Annotated in this window: 20 protein-coding genes and 1 pseudogene; 11 read left to right on the top strand and 10 right to left on the bottom strand. The window is 64.3% G+C overall.

The window, feature by feature from the left end:
• Positions 1-171 precede the first annotated feature (171 nt).
• From FS320_RS21625 to FS320_RS21615, 3 genes are all read left to right on the top strand, one after another.
• Positions 172-357: a hypothetical protein gene (locus FS320_RS21625; RefSeq protein WP_420846759.1), complete on the top strand. Its 186-nt coding sequence runs from the start codon at positions 172-174 to the stop codon at positions 355-357.
• Entirely contained in the window at positions 354-869 is a 516-nt protein-coding gene (locus FS320_RS21620) for a plastocyanin/azurin family copper-binding protein (protein WP_162866294.1), read from the top strand. The genes FS320_RS21625 and FS320_RS21620 overlap by 4 nt, the downstream gene beginning before the upstream one ends.
• 70 nt (positions 870-939) lie before the next feature.
• Positions 940-1,653, top strand: coding sequence for an RNA polymerase sigma factor (locus FS320_RS21615; protein WP_152714016.1), 714 nt, complete (start codon positions 940-942; stop codon positions 1,651-1,653).
• On the opposite strand, the gene FS320_RS21610 is transcribed toward FS320_RS21615, so the two are convergent.
• From FS320_RS21610 to FS320_RS50250, 3 genes are all read right to left on the bottom strand, one after another.
• Complete coding sequence (locus FS320_RS21610) at positions 1,642-2,811, bottom strand: adenylate/guanylate cyclase domain-containing protein (protein ID WP_152714015.1); 1,170 nt, start codon at positions 2,809-2,811, stop codon at positions 1,642-1,644. The two genes, FS320_RS21615 and FS320_RS21610, sit on opposite strands and share 12 nt — an antisense overlap.
• Before the next feature lie 71 nt (positions 2,812-2,882).
• On the bottom strand, positions 2,883-3,596 hold the full coding sequence (locus FS320_RS21605) for a DUF1194 domain-containing protein (protein ID WP_152714014.1): 714 nt from the start codon (positions 3,594-3,596) through the stop codon (positions 2,883-2,885).
• 274 nt (positions 3,597-3,870) lie between these two features.
• On the bottom strand, positions 3,871-4,029 hold the full coding sequence (locus FS320_RS50250) for a hypothetical protein (RefSeq protein WP_162562910.1): 159 nt from the start codon (positions 4,027-4,029) through the stop codon (positions 3,871-3,873).
• A gap of 52 nt (positions 4,030-4,081) precedes the next feature.
• Between FS320_RS50250 and FS320_RS21595 the strand changes: the two genes are divergently transcribed.
• Complete coding sequence (locus FS320_RS21595; RefSeq protein WP_162003140.1) at positions 4,082-5,770, top strand: methyl-accepting chemotaxis protein; 1,689 nt, start codon at positions 4,082-4,084, stop codon at positions 5,768-5,770.
• 101 nt (positions 5,771-5,871) lie between these two features.
• On the opposite strand, the gene FS320_RS21590 is transcribed toward FS320_RS21595, so the two are convergent.
• Positions 5,872-6,747 (bottom strand): branched-chain amino acid aminotransferase, encoded by an 876-nt coding sequence (locus tag FS320_RS21590; RefSeq protein WP_162003139.1) that lies wholly within the window; start codon positions 6,745-6,747, stop codon positions 5,872-5,874.
• A gap of 169 nt (positions 6,748-6,916) precedes the next feature.
• Here FS320_RS21590 and FS320_RS21585 point away from each other — a divergent pair, with 169 nt between their 5' ends.
• The gene (locus FS320_RS21585) at positions 6,917-7,594 is read left to right on the top strand and encodes a haloacid dehalogenase type II (protein WP_152714010.1); all 678 of its coding nucleotides are present in this window, start codon (positions 6,917-6,919) and stop codon (positions 7,592-7,594) included.
• 122 nt (positions 7,595-7,716) lie between these two features.
• Here the strand turns inward: FS320_RS21585 and FS320_RS21580 are convergent, their stop codons facing one another.
• The 3 genes from FS320_RS21580 to FS320_RS21570 form a co-directional block, all read right to left on the bottom strand.
• Positions 7,717-9,099 carry a M20/M25/M40 family metallo-hydrolase gene (locus tag FS320_RS21580; RefSeq protein WP_152714009.1) on the bottom strand — a complete coding sequence of 461 codons (1,383 nt, stop codon included), beginning with the start codon at positions 9,097-9,099 and terminating at the stop codon, positions 7,717-7,719.
• A gap of 55 nt (positions 9,100-9,154) precedes the next feature.
• Positions 9,155-9,940 (bottom strand): SGNH/GDSL hydrolase family protein, encoded by a 786-nt coding sequence (locus FS320_RS21575; RefSeq protein WP_152714008.1) that lies wholly within the window; start codon positions 9,938-9,940, stop codon positions 9,155-9,157.
• A 121-nt stretch (positions 9,941-10,061) separates the two neighbouring features.
• Positions 10,062-11,600, bottom strand: a complete 1,539-nt coding sequence (locus FS320_RS21570) for a helicase HerA-like domain-containing protein (RefSeq protein ID WP_152714007.1) — start codon at positions 11,598-11,600, stop codon at positions 10,062-10,064.
• A gap of 231 nt (positions 11,601-11,831) precedes the next feature.
• On the opposite strand from FS320_RS21570, the gene FS320_RS21565 reads away from it, so the two are divergent.
• A complete protein-coding gene (locus tag FS320_RS21565; protein WP_152714006.1) occupies positions 11,832-12,212 on the top strand; it encodes a DUF2267 domain-containing protein in 381 nt (126 codons plus the stop codon).
• A 62-nt stretch (positions 12,213-12,274) separates the two neighbouring features.
• Here the strand turns inward: FS320_RS21565 and FS320_RS21560 are convergent, their stop codons facing one another.
• Positions 12,275-12,625, bottom strand: coding sequence for a hypothetical protein (locus FS320_RS21560; protein WP_152714005.1), 351 nt, complete (start codon positions 12,623-12,625; stop codon positions 12,275-12,277).
• Between FS320_RS21560 and FS320_RS21555 the strand changes: the two genes are divergently transcribed.
• The 3 genes from FS320_RS21555 (at position 12,624) to scpA (ending at position 17,573) form a co-directional block, all read left to right on the top strand.
• Positions 12,624-14,639 carry a methylmalonyl-CoA mutase family protein gene (locus FS320_RS21555; RefSeq protein WP_152714004.1) on the top strand — a complete coding sequence of 672 codons (2,016 nt, stop codon included), beginning with the start codon at positions 12,624-12,626 and terminating at the stop codon, positions 14,637-14,639. The genes FS320_RS21560 and FS320_RS21555 overlap by 2 nt on opposite strands.
• A 176-nt stretch (positions 14,640-14,815) precedes the next feature.
• Positions 14,816-15,184, top strand: a complete 369-nt coding sequence (locus FS320_RS21550) for a hypothetical protein (RefSeq protein WP_152714003.1) — start codon at positions 14,816-14,818, stop codon at positions 15,182-15,184.
• Positions 15,185-15,410: 226 nt separating this feature from the next.
• Positions 15,411-17,573, top strand: coding sequence for a methylmalonyl-CoA mutase (gene scpA / locus FS320_RS21545; RefSeq protein WP_152714002.1), 2,163 nt, complete (start codon positions 15,411-15,413; stop codon positions 17,571-17,573).
• 201 nt (positions 17,574-17,774) lie between these two features.
• Here the strand turns inward: scpA and FS320_RS21540 are convergent, their stop codons facing one another.
• Positions 17,775-18,746, bottom strand: a complete 972-nt coding sequence (locus FS320_RS21540) for an alpha/beta hydrolase (RefSeq protein WP_152714001.1) — start codon at positions 18,744-18,746, stop codon at positions 17,775-17,777.
• Between the two features lie 174 nt (positions 18,747-18,920).
• On the opposite strand from FS320_RS21540, the gene FS320_RS21535 reads away from it, so the two are divergent.
• Both FS320_RS21535 and meaB read left to right on the top strand, forming a co-directional pair.
• Entirely contained in the window at positions 18,921-19,679 is a 759-nt protein-coding gene (locus FS320_RS21535; protein ID WP_152714000.1) for a DUF3750 domain-containing protein, read from the top strand.
• A 31-nt stretch (positions 19,680-19,710) separates the two neighbouring features.
• Positions 19,711-20,694, top strand: coding sequence for a methylmalonyl Co-A mutase-associated GTPase MeaB (gene meaB, locus FS320_RS21530; RefSeq protein WP_152713999.1), 984 nt, complete (start codon positions 19,711-19,713; stop codon positions 20,692-20,694).
• Positions 20,695-20,863: 169 nt separating this feature from the next.
• Here the strand turns inward: meaB and FS320_RS50825 are convergent.
• Positions 20,864-20,994 (bottom strand): annotated as a pseudogene (locus FS320_RS50825) (IS481 family transposase); the annotation flags it as partial.

Below are 20,994 nucleotides of genomic sequence, written 5' to 3'. Positions count from 1 at the left end.
TGCGGATGAAGGGAGTGCATCACGTCCTCCTGCGGTGAGAAGCTCGGCGTCGCAGGCCGTCAAAGCGCCAAGTGTACTCCTCAATGGCGTAACGCACCCGATCCCAACAACGTTCCGCCACCAAACACCTTAGCCTATGACCGTGAGGGACGGCTCGTCAGCACGGTCTACATGCTCCCCATCGAGGACCTCACCAACAAAGACAAGCGCTTCGACGATCTCGCGGCCCCCGGCGGCAAGGTCGACCACGTGGACGTCTATTTCAATGCCGGGCATCCCGGCGTCGAGAAGCCCCATGCGCATGTCGTCCTGTGGCATGTGCCGAAGGCCGACGAGTCGCGGGTGGCGGCAAAATGATGCCGTCGCGGCGACATGTCCTGCGGATCGGCGGGGGTCTCCTCGCCGGTCTGGCATGGTACCGCCCGTCCCTTGCCGGCGAACCGGTCGAGATCAGGATGCAGGGCAAGGCGGACGGCTCGCATGTATGGTTCGATCCCGTCGGCCTTCACGTCCAGCCCGGCCAGACGATCCGCTGGGTCAATCGGGATCCCGGAAACTCGCATACGGCGACGGCCTATCATCCGAACAATTTTGAGCGCCCGCTGCGCATCCCCGAGGGTGCCGAGCCCTGGAACTCGGACTATCTCCTTCCCAATGAGGCCTTTTCGGTCATGCTCAGGGTGGAAGGCGTGTACGATTTCTTCTGCATTCCGCACGAGCACGCCGGGATGGTCGGGCGGATCGTCGTGGGGCATCCGGGCAGCCGTCCTTCAGGCGGGTCGGCTGCACAGGCGCTCCCGGACATCGCCTTGCAGGCGTTCCCGTCGATTGACGAGATCATGCAGCGGGGCACCGTTCGCCGAACGTGAAACCGGTCCATATCACCTGGGAACGTTTGAGACGCCTGACCATCTAATGGCAAGACACGGGAGACTGCCCATGCAATCGGGGACCGCCGTAACTCCGTCGTTGGACAACCTTGATGACATGGCTCTGGTCGAGCGGGCCAAGCGGCAGGATGGAGCGGCCCTCCGCCTGATCATGGAGCGCCACAACCGGCAGCTCTACCGGATCGTGCGCAGCGTTCTCGGCGACGATGCCGAGGCCGAAGATGCGGTTCAGGAGGCCTATCTTCGTGCTTTTACCCATCTGGACAGCTTCCGTGGCGAGGCGCGTCTTGCGACCTGGCTCACGCGGATCGCGCTCAACGAGGCACTGGGCCGACTTCGGAACAGGCGGCCTTCTGTCGAGCTGAAGAAAATCGACACGATCGATGACCAGGGAGAGGCCCGCGTCATCTTCCTGCCCACGGCCCGACAGGAGGGCGATCCCGAAGCCGCCGCCGCCCGTGCCGAAATCCGCCGCCTGATCGAACGAGCCATTGACCAGTTGCCCGACTCGTTCCGCATCGTCTTCGTTCTACGGGATATCGAGGAGATGAGCATCGAGGCGACGGCCTGTCAGCTCGGCCTGCGCCCGGAGACGGTGAAGACACGGCTTCACCGCGCCCGGCGCCTCCTGAGGCAAAGCCTCGACAAGACCCTCTCGACGGCACTCACCGACGCCTTTCCCTTCGCAGGAGCCCGCTGCGCGCGGATCACGCAAGTCGTTCTGGAGCGACTTGTCGAACCGACTCCGTGTTCAGTCTCCTGACGTCGTGAATGTGAACAGCTCCCGTTCCGCCGCGATGCCCCGGAGGCGGTGTCGGCCGAGGGAGCGGACGGGGACCGGGCTCACCGAGGCAACGCTGTCTGACAGGACGACGGAGCAGTCGAGGCCGCTGCAGAGGGCCTCCATGCGGCTGACCTCGTTGACGGCGGGGCCGATCACCGTGAAATCGAGTCGCCCGGCCGCACCGATATTGCCGTAGAATACATCCCCGCAATGGAGCGCGATGTCGAGGCTGAGCGGCGTCTCGCCGGCACGGAGGCGGTTGACGGCGTCATTGCGTTCGAGCGCCGTTCGCGCAGCCTGTATCGCCGCCGCGCAGGCGCTCTCGCGGGAACGCTCCTCCGTGATCGGAAACGCCGCCAGGACGCCATCTCCCATGAACTTGAGCACTTCACCGCCCTGCTCCGCCACGGGATCCGCCATGGCCTCGAGATGCTGGTCGAGCCGGGCGATCAGGTCCATGCCGGCGGTGTCGGCCAGACTGGTGAAGCCGCGCAGATCCGCGAACAGGAGCGCGGCCGTCACGGTCGTGCCGAACCCGCGCCGGATCTCGCCGCTCAGGACCCGTCTTCCGGCGGAGAGCCCCACATAGGTGTCGAGCATGGCCACCGTGAGGTCGAACAGCGTCATGCGATAGGCGGCCAGGCCCAACAGGGGCAGAAGTGCATCGATCCGGGCAATCTCCTCCGCCTGGAGCCCCACGGGACGGCTACTGGAAAGGGAGATACCGATACCCCGGAGGTCCGGGGCGCTCGTGTTCTCGAAGCTGAAGAGGCGCGCCAGATAATCGGTCCCACCCTCGCGCCTGACATCGTCGAATACGTCGAACTGCCGGTCTTTCGGATCATCGACATGCCAATGGCAGCTCGTCTGCTCGGTCTGCATCATGTAGGCGAAGGGGCTCCGATCGAACGCAAGTTCATTGCGCTCATGGGAGACGCCCTCGACCATCAGGCCGGCCGAGCGGGTCCAGACATGGGTGTAGACGCGGATCGTCGGATTGACGGTCGGCAGGGCGAGATAGACCCGGACCAGCGGCATCCCGTCGGTCACGAGCCGCTCGGCGAAGCCTGAGAGCAATGAGCCGACATCGGCGCCGCGCAAGCCCTGTTCAATGATCCAGTTTTCGAGATTCGCCATGCCGGCCACTCTAGAGTATCGGGCTCCAAAGTGGACCCCACTTTTGGGATCGATCCGATGTTCGAACCGGTTCACCGGCTCGCGTGGCGCGAGGCTCCGTCCATTCCGGCGATTTCCGTCAGGAGCTTGCGGCGGGCGGCTACGGCAAAGGGGCGCATTTCATCGGCCATCTCGACAAAGGAACCAGGCCCCCCGATGACGCTCTGGCCATAGTAATCCTCCAGCGACATGCCGCCGGGCCCACCCGGACGGCCGCTGCCACGGATCGCGAGGGCGTTGATGGTGAAGCCCTTGGCCAGGGCATCCGCTCTCGCCTGCTCCAGCGACCGGCCGTTCATGTTCGGACCGTCGCCCGACACGTCGATGACCTTGCGCGTGCCCTCATGGGCGTTTGTCTCGACGAGGCGCACGGAAAAGTCGATGGCATTGGAGATGGAGTTGTAGCCATAGGCTCCCCGCGGCGCGCTCATGAGCTTGTCGGCGAAGACCCTCGCGCTCGCCTCGTCACGGATCACGTGCCAGTCGACGATGAGGACCTGTGAACTCGGCCCACCCCATTCCATGAAGGCGACCGCGATGGCGCCGACGGGCCCATCCTTGATGCCGGTGAGCACATCGGGGCTCGTCAGCGCATCGGCCCAGCCCTGCCGCTGAAGCCGCGACTCGGCATCGTCGATGGAGCCCGAGCCATCGGCGGCGAAAACCAGTTCCAGATCGACCGATTCCGCGGATGCCTGGGCGGTCAGGAGTCCGAGAGCGACAAGGCTTGTCAGAACAAAACGCATCGAGGGCTCCAGCGTTGAGCACAATGCTGGAGCCATTTAGGGCGCTCTGAAGGAGGGCCGTTGTTCTGAGCGATCACAAGTTTGTTGGCGGTTCCTCGCGTTGTTCCCGGCCCATGTCGGATCTGAGGCCCTTCCGTCATGGCCGGGCCTGTCCCGGCCATCCGGATCAGAAGAAGCGCCGTGCTCCTCAACACCGGGATCACCGGCACAAGGCCCGTGATGACGTGTGAGGTTACTTTTCCGGCCGACTCTCGCCGGGGATGACACGGAAATATCACCGGGCCTTCAGCAGATCCGCGACATCGAGCAGAACGAATTCGTTGTCGGGCTCGCGGCTGGAGGAGAAGGGCAGATTGTTGTCGTTGCCGACGACGATATGGCGCTCATCGAGCCCATCCGCAAAAGAGCGAATATGGTTAACTCCGTGTTTCACAATTCATGAAATACTTTCCTGCGAGGACAAGATATTCTCATGGGGCAATCACGTGTCTTTCTCGCTGCGATCCTGGTCCATCCGGACTAAACTCTTTCTCGTCTTTGGTGTCTTGGCGCTTCTGATCGTCTCCGCAGTCGGCGGAGGTTGGTTCGGGACCCAATCGATGCATGATTCCATCGACAGGATCTATGCGGATCGCGTCGTGCCCCTGCGCGACCTGAAGATGGTCGCCGATCTTTACGCGGTGAACATCGTCGATACTTCCCATAAGGTGCGCAATGACAATCTGGGATGGGCCGATGCCCTGAAGGGCGTTGAAGTCGCGAGGGCGGACATCGGCAAGCACTGGTCAGCCTATAAGGCGAAAATCGATGATCCGAGCGAACTGAAATCTGCCCAGGACGCTCAGGAGCTGATGAAAAAGGCCGATGCCGCAATCGAGAAGCTCACGGAGTTTCTGAAGGCGGAAGACAAGGTCAGCCTGACATTCTTCACGATGACGGATCTCTATGCCGCTATCGATCCTGTTTCCGAAGCCATCGGAAAACTCGTGAACATCCAGCTTGAATCCGCGAAAGCGCGGGCCGACGCAGCGAACAGCCTGTTCTTGACGATCAGCATGGCGTTCATCGCAGTCGTCGCTTTGAGCGCGATCGCTCTTGTGTTTGCAGGTTGGTGGGTCCTTGCGGGCGTCTCCCGTCCATTGACACGCATCACGGGCCAAATGCAGGACCTCGCGGGCGGCAACCTGGCGGTCCACGTCACGGATGCTCACAAGGGCGACGAGATCGGCATGCTCGCCAGGGTTCTCCAAGTGTTCAAGGGTGCGTTGATTGCCAAGAATGAGGCAGACGCCGCTACCGCTCAGGATGCAGATGCCCGCATGCGCCGCGCCGAGGTGCTCGACCAGCTCACGAAGCGCTTCGATGCCACCGTGTCGGCCCTGACGCAGGGCCTGTCCTCGGCCGCCACCGAAATGGAAGCCACCGCGCAGACCATGACGACGGGCGTTGAGCAGGCTGCTGATCAGCTGGTCACCGTCTCGTCGGCGGCCCAGCAGACCTCGGCCAACGTGCAGACGGTGGCAGCCGCCACCGAGGAGCTGTCGATCTCGATCCGTGAGATCGCGAGCCAGGTGGCGCAATCCTCGCAAGTGGCGGAACGGGCGGTGGCCGGCACCCAGCGCACCAGCGCCACGGTGCAGGAGCTTGCCGCCAGCGCCGAGAAGATCGGCAATGTGGTGCAGCTGATCAACACCATTGCGGGCCAGACCAACCTCTTGGCGCTCAACGCCACCATCGAGGCGGCGCGCGCCGGCGAGGCCGGCAAGGGCTTTGCAGTCGTCGCTTCGGAGGTGAAGGACTTAGCCACCCAGACGGCCAAGGCGACCGAGGAGATCTCGGCTCAGATCGCCTCGGTGCAGCAGGCGACGCAGCAGACGGTCTCGGCGATCCAGGAGATCGCCCGCACGATCACCGAGATGAGCCAGATCTCGACCTCGATTGCCGCCGCCATGGAGGAGCAGGGCGCGGCGACTGCCGAGATCGCCCGCAACGTGCAGGAGGCGGCGCGTGGCACGGAAGCGGTGACCGGCAATATCGTCGGCGTGCAGCAGGCGGCCCAGGAAAACGGCGCTGCCGCTTCTCAAGTGTTGGGCGTGGCCCAGGAACTCGCCCGTCATTCCGAAGACCTCGGCCACGAGGTCTCGACCTTCCTTCACGGCGTCAAGGCTGCCTGAATTTCAAAGCTACGCCGCTCAAACAAGATGGGCGCGAGAGGCTATCAAAAGCCACTCGCGCCCGTTGTCTTTTACGCAGGTGATCTCGCCCCGGCGTGGCCTCAGGCGGCCTTGAGGATCCCCTTGTCATGGGCGAAGGCCCAGTAGAGCTCGCGCGCCCGGCGATAGAACGGGCCCGGCTGAAGATCGCGGCTGTCGATGCGCAGCACCGGCATCACCTTGGAATAGTTGCCGGAGATGAAGATCTCGTCGGCATTGGCGAAATCCTCGTAGCGCAGCGTTCCCTCGACCACCTCGGCGCCGTCGTCGCGCAGGAGCTGGATCACGCGCTGGCGGGTGATGCCGTTCAGGAACGTGCCATTCGGATACGGCGTATAGACCACGCCGCCCTTGGCCATGAACACATTGGACGTACCGGTCTCGGCCACGTTGCCGAGCGCATCGCAGACAAGCGCGTTGTCGAAACCCTTCTCCTTCGCTTCGCGAAGCACGCGGGCATTGTTGGGATAGAGCGCGCCGGCCTTCGCGTCGGTCGGCATGGATTCGAGGGTCGGACGGCGGAAGCTCGACTTCATGACCGAGAGCCCGCCCGGCACCGGCATCGGCGCCTCGAACAGCGAGAGGCAGAACTGGGTCGATTCCGGATCCGGCGCGATCGTGGCCAAGCCTTCGGCCTCGCCCCAATACATGGGCTTCACGTAGAGCGCCGTGCCCGGAGCGAATTTCTTCACGCCCTCGCGAACGAGATCGAGCATGGTCTGGGCATCCATGGTGGGCTTGAGGCCGATGGTGGGGGCCGAGCGGTTCACGCGCTCGCAATGCCGGTCGAGATCGGGCGCGACGCCCTCGAATATGCGTGCGCCGTCGAACACGGACGAGCCGAGCCAGGAGACATGGGAGCGCGGCCCGATCAGGGGCGGATTGCCCTCATGCCATGCGCCGTTGAACCAGTTCCAGGTCTGCGAATGCCAAGCCACTTGTCTCAATCCTCTCAGGTCGGAAAGCCTGCCGCATCGAATCCCCTATGGGCCCACCCGTCAATCGTTCCTTCGGCCATTGGGACATAAAGACTTGTGATGGGTTTCATGAGGAGGGCTGATCATTGGTCGGATTGCCATTGATCGCCACTAGTGAGAACCTTGCCGGATGCCCTCCTCAGCCATCATCCCTGCCCATGCCAAGGCCGTCATCTTCGACGCCTATGGCACGTTGTTCGACGTGCACTCGGCCGTCGCCCGCAACATGGCCGACGTCGAACCGGACGCGGCGCGCTTCTCCGAGATCTGGCGCGCGAAGCAGCTCGAATATTCCTGGGTGTTGTCGCTCGCCAGCCGCTACGAGCCTTTTTGGACCTTGACCGAGAAGGCACTCGACTATGCTTTTGCCCGGTTTCCCCAGATCGATCGTTCGATCAGACCGCTCCTGCTGGAGGCATATCGCAAACTGGATGCCTATCCGGACGTACGGGACACATTGCGTGCCCTGCGGGTACAAGGCTTGAGAACGGGCATCCTGTCGAACGGCGATCCGAGCATGCTGAACGCGGCGGTCGCATCGGCAGGTCTGGCCGACGATTTCGATACAATCCTGTCGGTCGATGCGGCACAGGTATTCAAGACGAGCCCCCGCACTTACGAGCTCGTGCTTCAGGCATTGCCCGTCGCCGCAACCGAAGTCGTCTTCGTCTCCTCGAACCGCTGGGACATTGCAGGCGCCGCAGCATTCGGCTTCACGCCTGTCTGGGTGAACCGGCTTGGGCTGCCGGAGGAGTATGTGGAACTTGCGCCGAGTGCGGTCGTCAGGTCGCTCGGGGAGTTGGTGTGAACCGTCGTCATGGCCGGGCCTGTCCCGGCCATCCCGATCAGAAGGGCGTTGCGCTCTACCGAAGCGAGATCACCGGCACAAGGCCGGTGATGACGTGTGCGGAACACCGAACGTAAAACAATTCACTTCGCCAGAGCCGCCAGGATCCGCGCCCAGGAGCGCGTGCCTTTGTGGAAGCTCTTGAGGTCGTATTTCTCGTTCGGCGAATGGATGCGGTCGTCGTCGAGGCCGAAGCCGACGAAGAGGGTGTCGAGGCCAAGCGTCCGCTTGAAATCGCCGCCGCCCGGGATCGAGCCGCCCATGCCGATGACGATCGGATCCTTCTTCCATTCGTCGTGCAGCGCCGATTTCGCGGCGGTGATCGCCGGGAAATCGTGCGGAAGCGCCAAAGCGCGCGAGCCCTTGTGCTTGATGAATTCCACCGAGCAATCGGCGGGAATGCGCTCGCGCACGAAGGCCTGGAAATTCTCGGAGATCTTCGCCGGATCCTGATCGCCCACGAGCCGGAAGGAGACCTTGCAGCGGGCTTCGGCCGCAATGACCGTCTTTGTGCCCTCGCCGGTATAGCCACCGATGATGCCGTTCACGTCGCAGGTGGGGCGTGACTGGATCTGCTCGATGAGCATGCGTCCCTTCTCGCCGGCGGAATGCTTCAGGCCGATCTGGCCAAGGAATTCCTCCTCGGTGAGATTTAGACCCTTCCATTGATCGAGGACCTGCGTCGGCGTTTCGGGCACGCCCTCGTAGAAATCCGGAATCGTGATCCGACCATCGTCGTCGTGAATGGCCGCGATGATCTTCGAGAGCACATGGATCGGATTGCGAGCCGCGCCGCCGAAGGCGCCCGAATGCAGATCGCGATCCGCGCAGCGCACGATCACTTCCTCATAGACCATGCCCCGCAAGGAAGACGTGATGGCGGGCGTATCCTGGTCCCACATGCCGGTGTCGCAGACGAGGGCCACATCGGCCTTCAGCTCGTCCTTGTTGGCAACGATGAATTCGGGCAGGAACTTGGAGCCATCCTCTTCCGCGCCCTCGACAAGGAAGGTGATGTCGATCGGCAGCGAACCCGTCACGGCCTTCCAGGCGCGGCAGGCCTCGACGAAGGTCATCACCTGCCCCTTGTCGTCCGCGGAGCCGCGGGCGCTGATGGCCTTACGGCCGTCGGCAAGCGTGATGATGCGTGGCTCGAAGGGCGGCGTTTCCCAGAGTTCGAGCGGATCGACCGGCTGCACGTCGTAATGCCCGTAGAAGAGCACATGCAGCTTCGCCTCGCCGTCGGCATGGCCAAGCACCACCGGATGCCCGCCCGTCTCGCGCAGGGAGGCCTCGACGCCGATGCTCTTCAGCTCATCGACCAGCCATTGCCCGGCAATGCGGCAATGATCCTTGTAGGCCGGATCGGTGGAGATGGATGGAACTTTCAGCCACTGGAACAGCCGCTCCAGGGAAGCGTCGAGATCGGTGTCGATGCGCTGCAGAACCTGATCGAGATGGGACATGGACGAATGCAACTCACTGGGGTCAAGCTGCCGATTCCATGCGCCCGATCCGGATTTATTGCAAGGCCGGCGCGGATTTCATGGCTATGGGTTGCAGGGTGCCACCGGGACACAGCAAGGCGCCAAGCCGTGCCTGGACGGCGCGGTACGAAGCCATATGCACCCCGTCTCGCATCGTGCCGGGCTGAGCCGTGCTTCCATCCCGTTCACGAGCGAAGTCGTAGGGATCGACAAACTCGCATCCCTCGCGGGCGCACAGATTGCGGAGCTTCTCCGAATAGACCGCAACGGCCGGGATCTCGAAACCGTTCCTGAAAGAACTGATCGGTGGAACGGCCGTGACGATCACGCGAGGCGCCCATTTCCGGAAGGTCGCGAGGATTTGCGAAACGTCGCGCTCATACGTGTTCTGCGATGCCGGTGCGAGCGGATCCCTTTTCCGGGTCAGGTTGTTCGTGCCGATCGTGAGCACGATCGCCTCCGGGCGAGACCGGAACTCGAGACTCGGCGCGAAGTCCCGGTAGAGATCGGATTTTGCGCCGCTTATCCCGCCGTTCACCATCTCGCGGCCGCACAGGCGATAGGTTTCGTTGAACAGTTCGGCGTGTGAATCACCTGCGAGAAAGATGAACCCCTTCCCGGCTTCGTCGAGATGGGCGTTGATCAGCGGCAGGCGCTCCTCCGCATAGGTTTCGGAACTGAGCCTCCTCATCTGCTTCGTTCCGGCCCGGAATGCCAACCCGCCGCAGAGGGCAATGACCCCGATAGAAACCGCGACCAAGCCGAGGGGGCTTCCGGCCAAGCGGATCTGAGGGAAGGGGTGGAAAAAACTGGAGGACATCAGAGGGTCGGAATGGGTTCACGCAGATACGCCTGCTACTTCCTTACATAATTACGCTGCAAAACCCAATATCCACTTACCGCGTTTCTCCTCGATTAGGAGATATTGTGACATTTTTGCCTTACCGCCGCAGGAGGCCGCCCAGGGTTCCGCGCACGATGGCGCGGCCGATGGAGCTGCCCTGGCGGCCACCGATGGTTTTGCCGATCTCGGCCGCCAGGCCGCCCACCGTCTGGTTGACGATCGTGCGGGTGACCTCGCGGGTCACCCGCTGCGTCACGGTCATCGATCCCTTGCGCTGGCCCGTCGTGCCGAAGAGCCCGCCGAGCATGTCCAGAATGCCGCCGCCCCCTTCGGCCGCCTTGGCTTCGGCAGCCGCCTGCTCGGCGCGCTTGGCGAGCATCTCATAGGCGGATTCCGGATCGACCAGCTGGTCGTATTTGCCCCTCATTGGGCTCGAAGCCATGATCTGCTGGCGCTCCGTGAGTTCGATCGGCCCGACCTGCGCCATGGGCGGCGCGATCAGCGTACGCTCCACCATGGACGGCGCCCCCTTCCCTTCCAGGGTCGAGACCAGGGCCTCGCCGACGCCGAGTTCGGTGATGGCCTTCTCCGTATCGAAGGCCGGGTTCTGGCGGAAGGTTTGCGCCGCCACGCGCACCGCCTTCTGCTCGCGCGGGGTATAGGCGCGAAGCGCGTGCTGCACCCGGTTGCCGAGCTGCGCGAGCACGCTCTCGGGCACATCGACCGGGTTCTGCGTGATGAAATAAACGCCGATGCCTTTCGAACGAATGAGGCGAACCACGCGCTCCACCGTATCGACGAGCGCCTTCGGCGCATCGTCGAAGAGAAGATGGGCCTCGTCGAAGAAGAAGACGAGCTTGGGCTGATCGACATCGCCGACTTCCGGCAGTTCCTCGAACAGTTCGGACATCAGCCACAGAAGGAAGGTGGCGTAGAGGCGCGGATTGCTCATGAGCTTGTCCGCCGCCAGAATGTTGACGACGCCGCGCCCGTCGCGATCCGTGCGCATCAGGTCCTTGATGTCGAGCGCCGGCGCGCCGAGGAATTCGTCGCCCTGCTGGTTTTCCAGGACGAGAAGCTGCCGCTGGATGGTGCCGATGGTCGCCTTCGACACATTTCCGTAAGTGGTGGTGAGCTCGCTGGCATTGTCGGAGATGAGCTGCAGGAGAGCACGCAGATCCTTCAAGTCGAGCAGCAGAAGCCCCTGCTCGTCGGCGATGCGGAACGCGATGTTGAGCACGCCTTCCTGCGTATCGTTGAGGTCGAGAAGACGGGAGAGAAGCAACGGCCCCATCTCGGAGATGGTTGCCCGCACGCGATGTCCCTGCTCGCCGAACAGGTCCCAGAACACCACCGGAAATTTGTCCGGCACGTATTCGATTCCGATCTCCTTGGCCCGTTTGACCAGGGGCTCCTTGCCGTTACCGGGGGCGGCCATGCCGGAGAGATCGCCCTTGATGTCGGCGGCGAAGACCGGCACGCCCGCGTTGGAAAACCCTTCCGCCAGCACCTGGAGCGAGACGGTCTTGCCCGTGCCCGTGGCGCCCGTCACTAGGCCGTGGCGGTTGGCAAGCCTCAGATCCAGGTATTCCGGCTTGGTGCCTTTGCCGATGAAGATCTTCCCGTCCTCGAGCATCGTGTCTCTCCAGAATCCAGTGCATCGGGCCCAAAAGCGGATCGCACTTTTGGCATCAGTCCGATGCTTCCTTCTTAATGTGCCCATCGTTAAAGCGGAAACCCGGATCCACTTTTCCGCACGATGCGCTAAGGATCTTAGATGCCTTGTGGCGAGTTTCCACTCTCGGATTTCTTGATTTAACGGTTTAGTTGTGAACTATCGGCCTAGTTCCAGTCTCAGGAGAATCAGATGGAAGAACTCATCGCCCGCGTGACGCAGACGACCGGCCTCGAGCAGGCAACCGCCCGGAAGGCGATCGGCATCATTCTGGGCTACCTCCGGAACGAGGGACCGCAGAACGAGGTCAACCAGCTGATTGCAGCCCTGCCGGGTGCCGAGGAAGCCATCGAGCAGTCCAAGACCGGCGCCAGCGGCGGCCTCATGGGCATGGTGGGCTCCATGGGCGGCGGGGTGATGGCGCTCGGCGGCCAGCTCATGGGCGCCGGCGTCTCCATGGGTCAGATGCAGCCCCTCGGCAAGGAACTCTTCGCCTATGGCCGCGAGAAAGCCGGCGAAGACGTGATGGGCCCCATCGTCGGCTCGATCCCCGGTCTGTCGCAGTTCGTTTGAGCTTCCACGCTTGTCATCCCCGGCCTTGTCGCGGTGATCCCGATTGGATGAAGCACCGAGCCTCACCGCATCGGGATGGCCGGGACGAGCCCGGCCATGACGGGCAGGGTGTCATGCCCGGAAGGACGCGCAGCGGAGGAGACGGGAAAGCCATCGGCGGTCAGCGTGGGAGTGGATCCCCTTCCCTCGCCGACGCTCGCCGGGGATGACAGCGGAGCGCTTCCCTCGGCGCGGCGCTTCTCCGGATCGGGATGGCCGGGACTGATCCCTGGATCAAGTCCGGGACGGCCATGACGACGGAGGAACGACGGCACGCCTGCGCAATCCCCGTCCTTTGGGGCATTCCCACCGTCTCCCCATCCCGGTATTGTCCGGCGCAATTGAGCAGCCCTCTCCCGGACGAGAACACCCATGGACGATCTCTCCCTCGCCGCCGATTTTCCGCAAGCGACCCGCGAGCAGTGGCTCAAGCTGGTCGAGGGTGTACTGAAGAGCGCCGACTTCCAGAAGCTAGTGTCCCGCAGCCATGACGGCATCCCCATCCAGCCGCTCTATCCGAAGGCGGAAGGGTCCGCGCCGATTGCGCGCGAGCAGGCCGGCCGCTGGCGGGTATCGCAGCGGGTCGACCATCCCGATCCAGCCAAGGCCAACGAGCTCGCCCTGCTCGATCTTGAAGGCGGCGCGGATGCGCTGACGCTCGTGACCCGCAGGGCTCCCGCCGCCCGGGGCTTCGGCGTGCGGATCGACAATCTCGACGATCTCGACCGGGCACTGGCGGGCGTGATGCTCGACCTCATCCACCTGCGCGTCGATGCAGGGGGTCATGGCCGCCAGATGGCGGCGCTGGTGCTGGCGCTGGCCGAACGGCGCGGCCACCAACTCTCCGACCTCTCCCTCGATCTCGATCTCGACCCCATTGGCGCCATGGCCGCGCAAGGGCGGATGTCCGCCTCGTGGGACGCCGTGGCCCAGCGCATGGGCGACACGCTGGACCACCTGATCGCTCAAGGCTTTGCCGGCCGCGCCTTCCTGGCGGATGGCAGGGTCTATCATGAGGCCGGCGCCAGCGAAGCGCAGGAGCTTGCCGCCGTGCTCGCAACGGGCATCGGCACCCTGCGCGCGCTCGAAGTGCGGGGTCATTCCCTCGATGCTGCGCGCCGGGCGATCTCGTTCCTGCTCGTGGCCGACGCGGACGAATTCCTCACCGTGGCGAAGCTGCGCGCGCTGCGGCGCCTGTGGGCGCGGGTGGAGCAGGCCTGCGGCCTGGAGCCGAAGCCGATCCGCCTGCATGCGGAAACCGCCTGGCGCACGACCACCCGGCGCGACCCGTGGGTGAACGTGCTGCGCACCACTGTGGCGGTCTTCTCCGCCGGCATCGGCGGAGCGGATGCCATCACGGTGCTTCCCTTCACGGCGGCCCTCGGTCTGCCCGACGCCTTCGCCCGCAGGATCGCGCGCAATACGCAACTGATCCTGCTGGATGAATCGAACCTGTCCCGTGTGGCCGATCCGGCGGCAGGGGCCGGCGGGTTCGAGGCGCTGACCGATGCGCTCTGCGAAAAGGCCTGGGCGCTGTTCCAGGAGATCGAGCGCGAGGGTGGCATTCTGGAGAGCCTGAAAGGCGATACGCTCCAGGCTCGCATCGCCGCCGTGCGGGCACAGCGGGAGAAGGCCGTCGCCACCCGCAAGGAGCCGATCACCGGCACGAGCGAGTTCCCGAACATCCATGAGGCGGATGTGGCGGTCCTTTTCCCCTCCCCCCTGTGGGGAGGGGCCAGGGGTGGGGGTGACGGCGCTGAACTGGACCAGCGTTGCGCTCACACACCCTCCTCCCCACAAGCGGCAGGAGAGCAGGTCGCGGCAACAGAGACGACTTTCGCCGCTCTCGTCCGGATGGCGGCACAAGGCGCAAGCCTGCCCCAACTCGCCGGCACGGCCTCCGGCCCCTCGCCGGTCTCGATCGCGTCCCTGCCCTCCGTCCGGACGGCCGAGCCTTTCGAGCGCCTGCGCGATCGCGCCGATGCATATCGGGCCAAGACCGGAGAACGCCCCAGGGTCTTCCTCGCCAATCTCGGACCGATCTCGGCCTTCACGGCCCGCGCCACATTCGCCAAGAATTTCTTCGAGGCGGGCGGAATAGAAGCCGTCATGACCGATGGCTTTTCAGACGACGACAAGCTCCGACAAGCCTATATCGAAAGCAAAGCCAGGCTGTCCTGCATCTGCTCGACGGATGAAATTTACGAGAAACACGCCCTTGATGCCGCAGAAGTTCTGCGCTCGGCCGGATCGCCGCTCATTTCCCTTGCGGGGCGGCCGGGTGAGCGTGAGGCGGAGCTGACCCGCGCCGGTATCACCACGTTCATCTATGCCGGGTGCGACACTCTCGAGGTACTGAGCCGGGCTCTCGACGAGGCCTGCGCCTGAGGCTTTGGGCCTCCTCTCGGCTCTTCGGCCGCCCCGTCCATCGATGCTCCAGAAGCCGTGGCATTCACCGATGCCGCAGCTTTTTCGTGGCTCACGCAATGCTGAAAAGCCCTGCAGGAACCCGCCTGAAAACCTCACGTTGGTTCAACCCATCCCTCGATGTTTCGGAGCGTTCCATGGGTGTGATGTCCTGGCTCGGCGCGGCAACCCTGACGGCCATCGCCCTTGCGCCCCAAGCTCATGCGCAAGCCGACCGGTTCGACGGCAACTGGAGCGTGGAAGTCGTCACGGAGAAAGGCGCCTGCGACCGGGCGTATCGCTACGCGGTCGTCGTCCAGAACGGCCGCGCCCGCTATGGCGGACCGGAAAACTTCAACGTGAACGGCCAGGTGAGTTCGAACGGCTCTGTGTCCGCCAGCATCTCGCGCGGTCAGGACCGGGCCAACGTCTCCGGCCGTCTGTCGGGCAATACCGGCCGTGGCACCTGGACGACCTCGGGCGGACGGGTCTGCTCGGGTTATTGGAATGCGGAGAAGCGGGGATGACACATTGCGCTGTCATTCCCGGCCGGAGCGTCAGCGGAGGGGAAGGGAATCATGGCACCACGCTTGATCGTAGATCCCCTTCCCTCGCTTCGCTCGCCGGGGATGACATCGTATCCTGCGGGAGCGGTTCAGCCCCTACCATGCGCCGATAGCATCCCGGTGCCCGATGCCCTAAAATGAAGCCGTTCACATTGTTTCATCCGTCAGGGGTACCCGTTCCAAGGCCATGACCAGCATCCCGGACTTTTCGAGCGTCGCTTTCGCCGACGCTCCCCTGGCACCCACCTCGCAAGCCGCCTCCGAGCCGTGGCTGACGCCGGAGGGCATTGCGGTCAAGGCGTCCTATGGCTCCGAGGAGCGCGCTGGGCTGGATTTCCTCGACACCTATCCGGGCATCGCGCCATTCCTGCGGGGTCCCTACCCGACCATGTACGTCAATCAGCCCTGGACCGTGCGCCAATATGCCGGGTTCTCCACGGCTGAGGATTCCAACGCCTTCTACCGCCGCAACCTCGCGGCCGGCCAGAAGGGCCTCTCGGTCGCCTTCGACCTCGCCACCCATCGCGGCTACGATTCCGATCATCCGCGCGTGTCGGGCGACGTGGGCATGGCGGGTGTCGCCATCGATTCCATCTACGACATGCGCACGCTGTTCGCCGGCATCCCGCTCGACCAGATGAGCGTGTCGATGACCATGAACGGCGCCGTGCTGCCGATCCTGGCGCTCTACATCGTGGCCGCCGAGGAACAGGGTGTGCCGCCGCACAAGCTCTCGGGCACGATCCAGAACGACATCCTCAAGGAATTCATGGTGCGCAACACCTACATCTACCCGCCGAAAGGGTCGATGCGCATCATCTCGGACATCTTCGCCTATACCTCGGCGAACATGCCGAAATTCAACTCGATCTCGATCTCCGGCTATCATATGCAGGAGGCGGGCGCGACGCAGGATCTGGAACTGGCCTATACGCTGGCCGACGGCGTCGAGTACATCCGCGCCGGCATCGCGGCGGGTCTCACCATCGACCAGTTCGCGCCGCGCCTGTCGTTCTTCTGGGCGGTGGGCATGAACTTCTTCATGGAAGTGGCCAAGATGCGCGCCGCGCGCCTCATCTGGGCCAAGCTCGTGAAGGGGTTCAACCCGCAATCCGAGAAGTCGCTGCCGCTGCGCACGCACTCCCAGACCTCCGGTTGGTCGCTCACCGCGCAGGACGTGTTCAACAACGTGGTGCGCACCTGCATCGAGGCGATGGCGGCGACGCAAGGCCATACGCAGTCGCTGCACACCAATGCCCTTGACGAAGCGCTCGCTCTTCCGACCGACTTCTCGGCCCGCATCGCGCGCAACACGCAGCTCTTCCTGCAGCAGGAGAGCGGCACCACGCGTATCATCGATCCGTGGGGTGGCTCGTACTACGTGGAGCGGCTGACCTATGAACTGGCGCAGAAGGCCTGGGCTCACATCCAGGAGGTCGAGAGCTTAGGGGGAATGGCCAAGGCCATCGAGGCGGGCATTCCGAAGCTGAAGATCGAGGAGGCCGCAGCCCGCACGCAGGCCCGCATCGATTCCGGCCATCAGAAGATCGTCGGCGTGAACGCGTTCCGCACCACGGATGAAGCCGTGATCGACATCCTGAAAGTGGACAACGCCGCCGTGCGCGCCAGCCAGATCGAGAAGCTCAGGCGCCTAAAAACCGAGCGCAACCAGGCCGATGTGGATGCAGCGCTTTCCGCCCTGTCGCAGGCCGCATCCGGCGCGGGCAACCTGCTCGACCTCGCCGTGCAGGCGGCGCGCGCCAAGGCAACGGTAGGCGAGATTTCCGATGCGCTGGAAAGGGTCTGGGGCCGTCACCGCGCCGAGATCCGGGCGATCTCGGGCGTCTACAAACGGGAGGTCGGCATGGCTTCACCTGCCGTGGAGAAGGTCCGCCAACTGGTGGAGCAGTTCGAGCACGACGACGGCCGGCGGCCGCGCATTCTCGTCGCCAAGATGGGCCAGGACGGGCACGATCGCGGCCAGAAGGTGATCGCCTCAGCGTTCGCCGATCTCGGCTTCGACGTGGATATCGGCCCGCTCTTCGCCACGCCGGCGGAAGCGGCCCGTCAGGCGATCGAGAACGACGTGCACATCATCGGCGTGTCGTCGCTGGCGGCGGGCCATCTCACGTTGGTGCCGGAGCTGAAAAGCGAGCTGGCGAAGTTTGGCCGCGACGACATCATGATCGTGGTCGGCGGCGTGATCCCGCCGCAGGATTTCGACGCGCTCACCGAAGCCGGCGCCTCGGCGATCTTCCCGCCCGGCACCGTGATCGCCGATGCGGCCGTGAACCTGATCGACGATCTCAATCAACGGCTTGGATACGAACCGAAACAGGCGGCGGAGTAGCAACGGTCCTCGGAGGCTGGTTCATGAATCGTCAGCCTCATCCTAAGGGTCCGGCTCATCATGCGCTCCCCTCTCCGTCATGGCCGGCCTTGTGCCGGCCATCCCGTTCCTGTGAAGCGTCGGACCTCAAACTATCGGGATCACCGGCACAAGGCCGGTGATGACGTAAGGAAAGCTGCTGGTCCTTTATGAACCTGCCCCCTAAGACCGATCGATGGCCCGCTTGATCACCTGCTGAACTTCCTTGTTCGTCAGGAAAAGGTCGTGGTTGATGATGCCGCCGCCGAACTCGGAAGCATCGGCCACGCGCACGCCGAGGGATTCCAGTCGCTCGCGGTCGGCTGCGCCGGCGCGGATGATGCCGCCGGCGAGACGGCTCGAGACGGCGAGCGCCCGGTCGTTGGTGGAGCTGATGACGGTGATCTTCTTGGCGTCGGGTCCAAGACGCTCGAGGCCGCGGGCGAAAAGATCGATGTCGATGTCGGGGGCTGCCAGCACCACCGCGCCGATGCGGTCCATGGCGTTCTCCCCGCCCGAGGCACGCAGCATCCGAAGGGTCTCGAGGGTGAGCAGCGTGCCCATGCTATGGGCGACGATGTGGATGCGCCCGCCGCTCGGTGTCTTGGCAATGGCGGTCAGAAGATCCTCCAGGGCGTCGCGGGACCACATGGCGCTTTCGCGGTCGGCCACGTAGCTGAAGGTGGACGCCGCGGAGGGCCAGGTGAACAGGCCCGTCGCGCCGCCGAACTTGATGCCCTCGGAGAGATCGATCGTCGAGGTCGCGGCGGTCTCGAAGCTTTCCTTGTAGCCATGGATGTAGAGCAGCAGGTTGTGCCCGAAGGCCGCCTGGGCGAAGGCCTGCGCCGCGTTGCTGTGATCCACGTTCTCGACCTTGGCGATGCTCCAGCCGTTGTGTCCGAGGAGGGAATCGGAGGGCGGAGTCAGGCGCGCTTCCGCGAAGACCAGATCCGCAGAGCGCTCGCTGCTGAACCAGGGCTTCTTCGGCGGATCGCCCACCGGGAGCCGTGTGGTCGCGACGAGAAGCTTCGGATCGCGCGCGAGGCCGACCTGCGATGAAACCGGGGCGGTGAGCGCCGATTCCTCTCCGAGGCAGCCGGACAGAGCGAGGCTTGCAAGGCACACGAGAGCAAGGCGCGAAATGGGGAGGAGCATGAGGCCTGGTTTCAAGAGACAATGGGGGCAGTGCCGTTTTGTCCTCGATCATGGCATGCGCAAGGCAGAGGCCCGCTGAAGACGCGTCGAAGCGGAAATATGGTAACCCAATGGTGAACGGGAGCGCCTGCATGTCACCTTGATGCTCTGGCGGAGCGTCCGTACCTTGGCACGATGCTTGCCTTCCTTTCCCGTGTTTTCCTTGTCATCGTCGGCTTGTTTCTTCTGCCCTTGGGAGCTCATGCGCTCTGGTGGGCTATGCGCGACGATGTCGCGCCGAGCTGGCGCGCCGCCGACTGGTCGAGCGCGAAGCTCCTGCCGGCCGTGTCCGAAGCGCCGCAGGCCATCGTGGCGGTCTATGCGGCGCGGGTCGGCCGCTGGCGCGGCATCTTCGCCCATCATACCTGGGTGGTCGTGAAGGAGGCCGGCGCCAACACCTATACCCGCTACGACAAGGTCGGCTGGGGCAGCCCGGTCCGCACCAACGGATGGGCGCCGGACGGCCGCTGGTTCGGCAACGCGCCGCATCCCATCGTGGTGATCGAGGGCGAAGCGGCGGAGCGGCTGATCCCGCAGGTCCGCCAGGCGGTGGCGAGCTACCCTTACCAGACCTTCGGCGCCTACAACGCCTGGCCTGGCCCGAACTCGAACACCTTCGTGGCGCATGTTATTCGCTCGGTTCCCGAACTCGACGCAGCGCTTCCGCCGACAGCCCTCGGCAAGGACTGGCAGCCCTGGCGCGACATCGTCGGGCTGACCCCGAGCCGCACCGGCATCCAGATCTCGCTCGGCGGCTATGCCGGCATCGCTCTTGGCTGGGTCGAGGGGATCGAGATCGACTTCATGGGCCTCGTCGCCGGCATCGACGTGCGCCGCCCGGCCATCAAGATTCCCGCCTGGGGACGAATCGGCATGGACCCGATCACTTGGTGAAAGCATGGGGCAGATGCGCTAAACCTCTCCCATGACCGGGGGCTCACCAAAAACAGCTGTGACGGCCGAGATGGTCGCAAAAGGCGACCGGGCCGCGCTCGCGCGCGCCATCACCCTGATGGAATCGCGCCGCCCGGATCATCGCGAGGCCGCACGCGCGCTCCTTCAGGAACTGATGCCCCGCACCGGCCGTGCCGTGCGCATCGGCATCACCGGCGTTCCCGGCGTCGGCAAATCCACCGCCATCGATACGCTGGGCTCCATGCTCACCGAAAAGGGGCACAGGGTCGCCGTGCTCGCGGTGGATCCCTCCTCCACGCGCACCGGCGGCGCGATCCTCGGCGACAAGACCAGGATGGCGCGGCTGGCAGTCGACCCCGATGCCTTCATCCGCCCCTCCCCGTCCTCCGGCACGCTGGGCGGCGTCGCGGCGAAGACGCGGGAGACGATGCTGCTCTGCGAGGCCGCCGGCTTCGACGTGATCCTGGTCGAGACCGTGGGTGTCGGCCAATCGGAGACCGCCGTTGCGGATCTGACCGACTTCTTCCTCGTCCTCATGCTGCCGGGCGCGGGTGACGAGCTGCAGGGGATCAAGAAAGGCATTCTGGAACTCGCCGATCTGATCGCCGTCAACAAGGCCGACGATGCGGGCGCGAAGGCGAAGGCCGCCGCCGCCGAGTACAAGGCCGCCCTTCACATCCTGGCGCCCGCCTCTGCGACCTGGACACCGCCCGTGCTCACGGTCTCGGGCCTGACCGGCCAGGGCCTCGACGAGCTCTGGATCAAGGTTCTGAAGCACCGCAAGCGCCTGGAGGCAACTGGAGAACTGTCGGCCAAGCGCCGGGCGCAGGATACGAAATGGATGTGGGCGCTCGTTCACGAGCGCCTCTACGAACGCCTTCATCACGATCGGGCTTTGCTTCAGCGTGTACCGGAGATCGAGAAGGCTATCGCGGACGGCACCCTGTCGCCGAATGCCGGGGCGAGCGAGATCGTGAAGCTGCTGGGGATCTAGCGCATCGTGCGGAACCGAGGAACCGTGTTTTTCGATGCTCGAGTTTTTTAGGATGCACCGATCTTTTTCGTCATCACCGGCCTTGTGCCGGTGATGACGACGGTTGGGGCGCAGCGCTTTTCCGCATCGCGACGGCCGGGACAGGCCCGGCCATGACGGCAGAGGGTGTCTAGTTGTCTGGATGCGAGACCTCCTTGGCGGCAGCGATGACCTGGAGGGCGGGCGGCAACGCGTCTGAATCGGGCGGCTTGTAGCGGCGGTTGGCCAGCTTCGGCTCGGCGGCCAGGCGGCTGCGCACCA

It is taken from the genome of Microvirga tunisiensis (genome assembly GCF_009296175.1).
Taxonomy (GTDB): Bacteria; Pseudomonadota; Alphaproteobacteria; order Rhizobiales; family Beijerinckiaceae; genus Microvirga; species Microvirga tunisiensis.
Note: the sequence above shows the minus strand (reverse complement) of the source record. Positions and strands in the feature narration are given on the sequence as shown.